The organism is Legionella navarrensis, assembly GCF_052527415.1.
The window spans coordinates 82684-91496 of the sequence record NZ_JBNVZR010000015.1; the positions used below are offsets into that span (position 1 = coordinate 82684).

Sequence of the window (8813 nt, forward strand, 5' to 3'; positions counted from 1 at the left end):
ATTTTTTTTATCAACAAGTCGAGGGGAGAGCGCGTGTCAACAGGTGCTGGATCCATTTAGCAGTGAATGCCATCTGGCGTCATGAGGACAGCCAAGGAAATATGCCGGTTAATATCATGACTGACAGCAGACAGATTCCCTTTATGGTTTATGGCTGCCGAGTATTCCCAGCACTGAATCTACAAGCTTCTGCCTTACAAAACAGAACAACAGCCAACATTCAGCAGGTTTTCGTCTTCAGCAGTACGGGCAGGTTCCGATGCAAAAAAGATGGGATCGAAAGAGGAATCCGAAGCGCTCTCTTCATCCGATGACGAGGGCGGGCACAACGCAATCGCCTGCTCCGTATAGCTCAAATCCAGACGTTCAAAACCGTGGATAATTGTTTCGACGGACGAACGTCTGTCCGCTAAGGGATGAAGAGCCATCGCCAGTATGGCGCGTATTTCGCCCCGGTCGTTTTCGCTTAATTTCTCCTCTATTCCTGCAAAGAGACCTTCAAGATTGTGGTTTCTGTGAATGCGCTCCCAGACATCAAAAGGCGTAGCTCCAAATGAAAGAGAGGATGATCCCCAAATCTGAGCGATAACTTTTGCCAGGGAAAAATTATCTGTTTTGGATGAAACTTTAGCAAAGTTCTGCTGCATAACCTCTGGAGACACGAATATCTGCGTTCCAACAGAACGTTCCAGCCGTTCACTGGACAGGATACTGAGGCCAAAATCAATGAAGTTAACCGTGAAGGGACTGGAAGACAAATCAACCATAATGTTTTCCGGTTTAATATCGAGATGGATCAGCCCGTTGACGCTGACCTGCTCCTTAAAAGCCTGCAAAAGGGCCAGAGTTAATGCCCGGCGCTGGATCATGCTCATGCCATCCAGCGGTCTGTGACCGGTTTGATCGGGCTCTACAATATCAAATAAACGCACGCCCGGCATGCGATCCATGATGAGAGCGGCCCCTTTGGGAGTATTTTCTACGTATTTGGCGTGGAGATTTTTTACCAGAGCTGTGTTTCTGGCTTCCAAACGAGCCCGCCGCTCGCCTCCGGCCAGGTATTTAATCATTCGAGCACGGCCATCAGCTCCTGTCTGCCTGAATGCATCATTTTTCAAGGTCTGATCGATTAAGGAAACAACGTCTCTGGTGCCTTGCAGGTCTTTCCTCAGCTCTGCTCCGACAAACTCAAATCGCGGTTCATCAGGCTTCTCCGCTTTGCGTCGCCTCGCCACCACATCATTCTCTAATACCAGCGTGCTGCCTGTTTTTTCGAGCGTAATGCTCGTGCCCCTGGCCCAAAAGGGGGCATGTCCTTCGCTAAGCTGCTTTTGAAAAAAGCGATATATATGTTTGGCTTTGTGTTCGGAATAAGGCATGGATACAGTCACGAGCTGATTAACTGGAACTTATTGTATCAACTGAAGGATTTAAGATAAAATCGTCGATTATTAGTCATTGTAGCCCGGATTAGCGTCAGCGTAATCCGGGAAACAGGCCATAATCGAGGAACCGTGCCGGGATGACCATGGCATCCCGGATTACGCTGACGCTAATCCGGGCTACTTGCTTTTTCATTAATCCCTTCGACGATAGCCCAGGCTGGGGAATCGCTCTTATAAAATGAGTCGCTGACCGCATAACCAATCACGGCAGCCAGTTGCCCGTCGATAAACAGCAGAGGTATCCGGCTGCGCAGCCAGGTTGGAATATCCCATTCCTGAAGAAGTTTTTTTAAGGATTTGTTTTGCCCGTGCCAGCGAAAAGACTCGCCTCCCTGGCGAAAGCGAATTTCCAGAGAGGCACCCTCAGGTATGCCCAGCCCCTGCCTCGAAGACCGGGCGGTGAGCAGGGTATGCTTTAGCTGCAAGGGTTCGGGAAAAGATGTCCAGGCCCACCGCTGCGAACCAGTTGATGGCGCACGCTCATATGGCAGCAGATACAGCGTATGCCTGTGTCTGCGCACGACAGATTCGGCAAACGAAACCTCGGGCATGGCATCGTCCCGCGCCGGAATCAGTTCGTACAGTAAACGATCCAGCGTTTTCGTATTTGGCAAGGTCTGTGTGTGATGTTTTAACCAGGCACGTAATACATGAATGCGCTGCGCGACGGTCAACGCGTCCAGACAGGAAAGCGACAGCGTAGGCAGACTTAAATCAATGTCCGTCTGGGCAACCCCCTCTTCCAGCAAATCCTGAGCCTGCTGGCAATGCGCAGCCGTTCGCGCCAGACGGGCTGAAATGGCTGGCCAGCGGGTCTGCAACAGGGGCAGAACCTCGTGCCTTAAAAAATTACGCGAAAACGCCTGGTTGTCGTTGCTGTCGTCCTCTATCCAGGTCAATTGATGACGAATCGCCCAGGCAGCCAGCTCACTGCGGGAGCGCTGGAGCAAAGGACGCCCTGCCTCGGCTGCACCCATCTGTCTCAGCGCACGCATGGCGCCCAGCCCCTCAACACCCGCACCACGGAAGAGTTGCAGCAACAGGGTTTCAGCCTGATCATCCTGATGGTGGGCGAGCAACAGGAGGTCCCCCGCCTTAAGCAGGCTGTGAAATACCGTGTATCGGGCCTTGCGTGCCTGCTCCTCCAGGTTCGAACTGGAATCTATCGCTACCTGTTTTGCTATAAAGGAGATACCCAGCAGGCGGCATTGTTCCTGACAATGCGCCTCCCAGGCCGAAGCGCGGGGATTTAAGCCATGATTAACATGAACGGCAACCATTTTATCGCGCCATTCCTTTTGCTGAGCCATACAATGGAGCAGAACGGTGGAATCGAGCCCGCCGCTGTATGCCAGAATCAGGCGAGAGGCCGCACTCAGTCGAGGCAGCCAGTCGGGGCTCAGTAAATCAGACACAGGCTCCCATCGCCATAAATTTTTGATAACGCTGTTCCAGCAGCACGTCCATAGACAAAGGACGTAAGACATTCAGCTCTTCAATCAATACGCTTTTCAAACGGGCGGCCATGGCCTCCAGGTTGCGATGCGCACCGCCTAAAGGCTCTTTGATCACTTCATCAACCAGACCAAAACCCGCAATTTTTTCTGCGGTAATACCCATGGCCTTGGCGGCATCAGCGGCTTTGGCAGGATCTTTCCATAAAATGGAAGCGCAGCCTTCAGGAGAAATAACCGAATAAATACTGTACTGCAGCATCAACACCCGATCACCCACACCAATGGCCAACGCACCGCCGGAGCCAGCTTCGCCCGTTACCGTACAGATAACCGGTGTTTTCAGACGGGCCATTTCCAGCAGATTACGGGCAATCGCTTCCGATTGATTGCGCTCTTCTGCACCAATACCGGGATACGCACCAGCCGTGTCAATAAACGTGAACACGGGCAGTCTGAATTTCTCAGCCAGCTTCATCAGGCGCAGCGCTTTGCGGTATTCTTCCGGGCGGGCCATACCAAAATTGCGGTACACCTTTTCCTTGGTCCGCTTGCCTTTTTGATGCCCGATGACCATTACCGCCTCACCGTTCAGACGCGCCATGCCACCAATGATGGCGGGCGCACAGGAATAGTGGCGATCGCCATGCAGTTCCTGAAAATCGGCAAAAATGGCTTCGATGTAATCGGTCGTCTGGGGGCGCAGGGGATGACGCGCCATCTGCGCGACCTGCCATGGCTCCAGTTTTGACAGAATGGAAGCGGTCAATTCCTGCAGTTTGGCTTCAAGACGGGAAATTTCCTCGCTTAAATTCACTTCATTATCGTTGCTCACCATACGCAGGGCATGAATTTTCTGATTCAATTCCTCGATGGGCTGCTCAAAATCCAAAAATTGTCGACTCATTTGTTACTCGTTTGTTGTATATATGCGCTATGATAACCGCAACCCGATATTGATGCTACTATATCACATGAACAAACCCCGGCTTGACCGCACACAAATCGACATTTGGCAGTTTTCGCTGGCACGGGAGCCAGAACACGCCTTTGAACAATTGAATGACGAAGAAAAAATCAGGGCACGCCGCTATCACTTTGAACGACATCAACGACGCTTCATTGTAGCGCGCGCCATGCTGCGCGCTATTCTGGCCGCTTACCTGAACGAGCCGGCCCGTCAGCTGCAGTTTGATTTTAACAGACAGGGCAAGCCTTTCCTGGCACATCCCAGTAACATTCAGTTCAATCTCAGCCACTCCGGCGAATGGGCACTGCTGGCGGTTGGTCGGGAGCACCCCATGGGTATCGATCTTGAGTTTTTTTCAGCCAGACCTTATGTGGATCTCGGTGCTCAGTTATTTTCCGACCGCGAAATGCAGGGTCTGCGCGCACTCCCCTCTCGTCTGCAGGCCCTGGGTTTTTTTCATGTGTGGGCTCAGAAAGAGGCATTTATCAAGGCATCTGGCCTGGGCCTGTCGTATCCCACCCGTGAGTTCAGCGTTTCATCTCTGCCGGGTGAGGTTGAAACCGTAGAGGACAGGCTGCATCAGCGCAGCTGGCAAATCCGCGCGTTCATGCCCATGGTGTCCTGTTGTGCGGCTCTCTGCCATGATGCCGCCGTCACTACCATCAACAGACAGCAGACGGATCCCTGCGACTGGCTGGGAGACCGCCGCTTATGAAAATATTCAGTACCATACAACAGCGCATTCTCAATTGCCTGAGCGATGGACAGTGTCACAATGGCAATGCTCTGGGTGAGCTTTGTGGTGTATCGCGCACGGCGGTCTGGAAACAGATCAGGCAATTGACAGCCATGGGCGTGGCAATCGAATGTCTGCCCCAGCAGGGATATCAGTTACAGCGTCCATTTATTCCACTGGACGAAAACAGAATCCGCCGTCATCTGAGTGTCAATCAAGGCAGCATGTACTACCACCTGTTTGCCGAGATAGACTCCACCAACCGGTTTCTCAAGGAGTTACCTCAAGGCGATGGCCTGCAAATCTGCAGCGCCGAAATGCAATCCAAAGGGCGCGGTAGATTTGGCCGTGTCTGGCAATCGCCGTTTGGAGAAAATATCTATCTTTCTACCCGCTGGAAGCTGGACTGCTGCCTGTCCAGACTGTCTGGCTTAAGTCTGGTCATCAGTCTGTCTATCATCGATTGTCTGAAACGGATTCTCGGCGAAAACGATATTCGCATTAAATGGCCAAACGACTTGCTGTGGCATGATAAAAAACTATGCGGCGTGCTGATTGAAATCGTGGCCGAAAACAATGCCAGCCCTCAGGTGATTATTGGTGTTGGCCTGAACGTCAATATGGACACAGAGTCTCAACCCATGCCAGATAACCCATGGTGTTCCCTGTTTGAAATCAGCGGCCGGTATTTTGATCGCAATGAATTAATTGCAGCCCTGCTGGACGCGCAGACGCGTTATCTACATCAGTTTTTACAGCACGATTTTGTGTATTTTATGGATGAGTGGCAGGCCGTGGATTATCTCAGAGGACGGTATATCAATAGTGTACAGGCTGGTAAATCGATTACAGGCCATGTCACAGGCATTACAGAGCAGGGGCATTTGTGTCTGCTTGATGAGGATGGGGTCATGCAGGTTTTGTCGTCTGGGGATACCAGTGTGAAACGTGGTGTCTGAGGGAGTTCGTCCCGGACTACATTAGTTCGTCCGGGACAGGATGACTGCGAAGAAATCCGGTTTGTAGCTGTTTACTCGTCTGTATCTGTCGTTTCTTTTTCCTGTTGTATGCGCAGGTAAATTTCTTCACGATGCACAGACACATCTTTCGGCGCGTTGATACCCAAACGAACCTGATTACCTTTTACACCCAGAACCGTGATATTGACATCATCACCAATAATCAGGGTTTCACCTATACGCCGAGTCAAGATCAACATGACTAAATCTCCCTAGAATAGCAACCATTCTTAACATCTTTTAAATAATTATACTCCATAGAACGCTTCCATGGTGCTCAAGATGATTGCAGTTTGAATAATAAACAGCCCAATTTAACTGTCCGCATATCATTTTACACAAGTTTGCTTAACAAATTATTAAGAACCCTGAAATAAATTAGAAAAAAACCTTTCTATTGGACAAAACCCCGGTTTGTCATTCCCGCGCAGGCGGAAATCTATTCAGGAGCTGGCACCGTGCCATATTTGACCCTATCAAAATAAACGGTAGGTTGGGCCTTGGCCCAACATGGAATTGGCATCCAGGGTAATTGTTGGGCCAAGGCCCAACCTACTGTTATTGCTTAAATTTATGTGCATTATTAAAACATTCAGCACGCTAGAGCGATGGCATTGAACAAGGATTTTCCGATTCAGATGCTCTGTTATGACCGTCATCAGAGAGGCCAGGTGGCCGAAAGAAATGAAGACTGCTGGGCCTGGAGTCACTTTTTTTCAAATCGTCGTTACCCGTCAATTCCAGATTAATCAGCCCTCGCTGCGCCATCCATTTCAAAATGCGCTCATGGTTGGCTCGAACCGCAATCAAGGCACAACTCTCCATTATCTGCTCTGTAGACACATACCCCGCCAGCGCCACAAAGACTTCAAAACTACCATGCTTTACCGCCAGCTCTATCGGCTCGAGACCATTCCTGTCTTTTGCACGAAGAAACGCCGGGTTAATTCGTCCCAGCTCTTTAATGGCCGGGACGTTGCAGCTTATCACAGCGACATGCGCCGGTGTATAACCATCATCGCTCTGCTGCATGAAATTGCAGGCGGGAACGCGTTCTGACAACCAGCGCAGTATGCGCTCCTGTCCAGTGCAGGTCGTGCCAATATGTGCAATGGTAGTCCCATTTTTAAAGCTGTCCTGCAGGCAGTCCGGAGCGCGCTCCAGCACAAAATCCAAAATGTGAGTATGGCCACGCGCGGCAGCCAGAAGCGTTGGTGTAAACCCGCCAGTTGTTCGGGCGCTCAGACTGGCTCCTCGTTCAACCAGTAATGCAAACACGGACAATTGACCAAATTCCGCAGCGACATGAAGAGCCGTGTCACCGTTTGGTCCCTCTTCCTCGAGCCAGGCTCCATGATCAAGGTAAAACAGGACAATATCGGTATTACCCTGACAGGCTGCTATACTCAGACCGGGATGTGGCAGGTCACCGGGTTTCTGCAGGGAGTAACCCAGCTCCAGCAACAGCTCAAGGACCGATATCTTCTCATCGAACACAGCCTGGCATTCAACAGACCGCCGCAGATCATCTACCTTGTCGAGTCTTACTCCGCATTCGTGCAGGACTTTTAAGGCGTCTGTACATCCGTTTGATGCCGCAATAAGGGCAGGAGTATACCCGCTGTCTGTCACATGATTCAAAATATCAGTCTGGCCACGATCCAGCTCATGTAACACTCTGAGCACGGCACTTTTGTTCAATCTGGCGGCTTCATGCACCAGCTCAAATCCTGAAACACCCCTTTCATAGAAGTTAACGCCTAAGTCATACAGGGCACGTATGACGTCGACATGACCGGCATGCATCGCTCTGTACAAAGGCGACTTATTTTTTGAATTCATTGCGCTGATATCGATGCCGGACCGGTGCAGTAATTTTAGAATCTCAACCTGGTTGTAAAGAGCCGCAACCATTGCAACGGTTTCTCCCCCTCCCCCTTCGGACTCCAGGTCGATGCCCTTCTCATGCATTTCGTGAATTACCTCAAGCAGACCGTCGCGAGCGGCTATTAACTGAGCAGGCATGATATCAACATTTAAATCTCGCAGCTTCACCAGTGCATCGATATTTTTTTCGGAAATCAAGTTGCTAAAAAAGGCTGCCCTGCTTTCTCCCTCCAGGCATAAACCAGGACTTAATACAGCTAACCGTTCGATGAACTCCCATTGCCCATTTTTAACCGCCCTTGCCACAGGAAGCTCGCCCATGGTGTTTTTTATCAATATGGGCTTGTCATCTCGACCACATATCAAGACAAAGGCCCAAAAGGAACCGTTTTCAGCAGCCAGATGTATCGGCGTATCGCCATTGGCATTGATGGCATTGTAATTCGCGCCAGACTCCAGCAATAGAGCAAGGATCCTGCCGGCATTTTGTCTCGCCGCCACATGACAAAGCGACAGGCCGTCACGAAGGACTTTATCCTTATCAAGACCCAGTTTAAGCAAGGCGTCAAAAACGGTTATATCGTCCTGTTGAAGCGCTTTTATAACAGCCAGCGAGATAGCCATATCGACAGGGGGGCTTAGAAGAATCTGATCTACATCGTTCATTAGCCACGCCAATTCGTCACCAGGATATCTTTTTTTGATCTCAGTCAGGAATAACGACAGTTTCATCAGTGGCAAAAAATCATTATGCGGTGCATTCAACCACAATGAAGCCGTCATGTTTTTACGGAAAAAATCAATTTTCATCAGGCGAAGAAACAAAAACATGCCCCAGGCATTACCCATCAGATGAACCACTGTGTTTGTTTTGTCACGGATATTGACTGGGTTGTCCAAACCAAACTGCAACAGGATATGAGCCATCAGCTCGTACATTTTTTCCTGACCTGAATAGGATGTTTCAAGTGCGCTGGACGACGCATTTTTAATATTGAAAATATTCAAAAAAGTGGGAAAACCCCGTGGCTGAAGTCCTATCACTGCGTCCAGCCAGTCTTTTTCCATGGCGAGGCGCTCAGGCAGTTTATCTGGAGGCAATTTAGCCAATTCCTGCATTTTTTTGCGAACGTCATCTGTAGTAAGGCCGAATGTCTGCTGTTGAGGGGGCGCAGCGGAAAGCTTCGCGGCTCTTCTGCCTGCACCCCGTTTTCCGGGTTTAGGCGCCCGGGCTGGCGGACGGGGCGAAGAGGGAGACGAAGAGGAAGAGGAGGAGGCCGATGAGCAGGCAGGTTCGACCGG

7 protein-coding genes are annotated in these 8813 nt (G+C 50.5%); 2 read left to right on the top strand and 5 right to left on the bottom strand.

Annotated elements, in window-relative coordinates:
• Positions 1 to 194: 194 nt before the first annotated feature.
• From ACQUTA_RS10050 to ACQUTA_RS10060, 3 genes are all read right to left on the bottom strand, one after another.
• The gene (locus tag ACQUTA_RS10050; protein WP_444988103.1) at positions 195 to 1379 is read right to left on the bottom strand and encodes a protein kinase domain-containing protein; all 1185 of its coding nucleotides are present in this window, start codon (positions 1377 to 1379) and stop codon (positions 195 to 197) included.
• A 173-nt stretch (positions 1380 to 1552) separates the two neighbouring features.
• On the bottom strand, positions 1553 to 2860 hold the full coding sequence (tilS, locus tag ACQUTA_RS10055; RefSeq protein WP_444988104.1) for a tRNA lysidine(34) synthetase TilS: 1308 nt from the start codon (positions 2858 to 2860) through the stop codon (positions 1553 to 1555).
• Positions 2853 to 3806, bottom strand: coding sequence for an acetyl-CoA carboxylase carboxyltransferase subunit alpha (locus tag ACQUTA_RS10060; protein WP_444988105.1), 954 nt, complete (start codon positions 3804 to 3806; stop codon positions 2853 to 2855). The genes tilS and ACQUTA_RS10060 overlap by 8 nt, the downstream gene beginning before the upstream one ends.
• 52 nt (positions 3807 to 3858) lie before the next feature.
• On the opposite strand from ACQUTA_RS10060, the gene ACQUTA_RS10065 reads away from it, so the two are divergent.
• Positions 3859 to 4584 carry a 4'-phosphopantetheinyl transferase family protein gene (locus ACQUTA_RS10065; protein ID WP_444988106.1) on the top strand — a complete coding sequence of 242 codons (726 nt, stop codon included), beginning with the start codon at positions 3859 to 3861 and terminating at the stop codon, positions 4582 to 4584.
• Positions 4581 to 5564 carry a biotin--[acetyl-CoA-carboxylase] ligase gene (locus ACQUTA_RS10070; RefSeq protein ID WP_444988107.1) on the top strand — a complete coding sequence of 328 codons (984 nt, stop codon included), beginning with the start codon at positions 4581 to 4583 and terminating at the stop codon, positions 5562 to 5564. The genes ACQUTA_RS10065 and ACQUTA_RS10070 overlap by 4 nt, the downstream gene beginning before the upstream one ends.
• Positions 5565 to 5635: 71 nt before the next feature.
• On the opposite strand, the gene csrA is transcribed toward ACQUTA_RS10070, so the two are convergent.
• Together csrA and ACQUTA_RS10080 are read right to left on the bottom strand one after the other, a co-directional pair.
• Positions 5636 to 5824 (bottom strand): carbon storage regulator CsrA, encoded by a 189-nt coding sequence (csrA, locus tag ACQUTA_RS10075; RefSeq protein ID WP_444988108.1) that lies wholly within the window; start codon positions 5822 to 5824, stop codon positions 5636 to 5638.
• A 400-nt stretch (positions 5825 to 6224) separates the two neighbouring features.
• On the bottom strand, positions 6225 to 8813 hold a 2589-nt coding region (locus ACQUTA_RS10080; protein ID WP_444988109.1), incomplete at its 5' end, for an ankyrin repeat domain-containing protein.

Bases quoted from the DNA above. Each gene is read 5' to 3' on its own strand.
- ACQUTA_RS10050 (WP_444988103.1), bottom strand. From the start codon at position 1,379: ATGCCTTATTCCGAACACAAAGCCAAACATATATATCGCTTTTTTCAA.
- ACQUTA_RS10060 (WP_444988105.1), bottom strand. From the start codon at position 3,806: ATGAGTCGACAATTTTTGGATTTTGAGCAGCCCATCGAGGAATTGAAT.
- ACQUTA_RS10065 (WP_444988106.1), top strand. From the start codon at position 3,859: ATGCTACTATATCACATGAACAAACCCCGGCTTGACCGCACACAAATC.
- ACQUTA_RS10070 (WP_444988107.1), top strand. From the start codon at position 4,581: ATGAAAATATTCAGTACCATACAACAGCGCATTCTCAATTGCCTGAGC.
- csrA (WP_444988108.1), bottom strand. From the start codon at position 5,824: ATGTTGATCTTGACTCGGCGTATAGGTGAAACCCTGATTATTGGTGAT.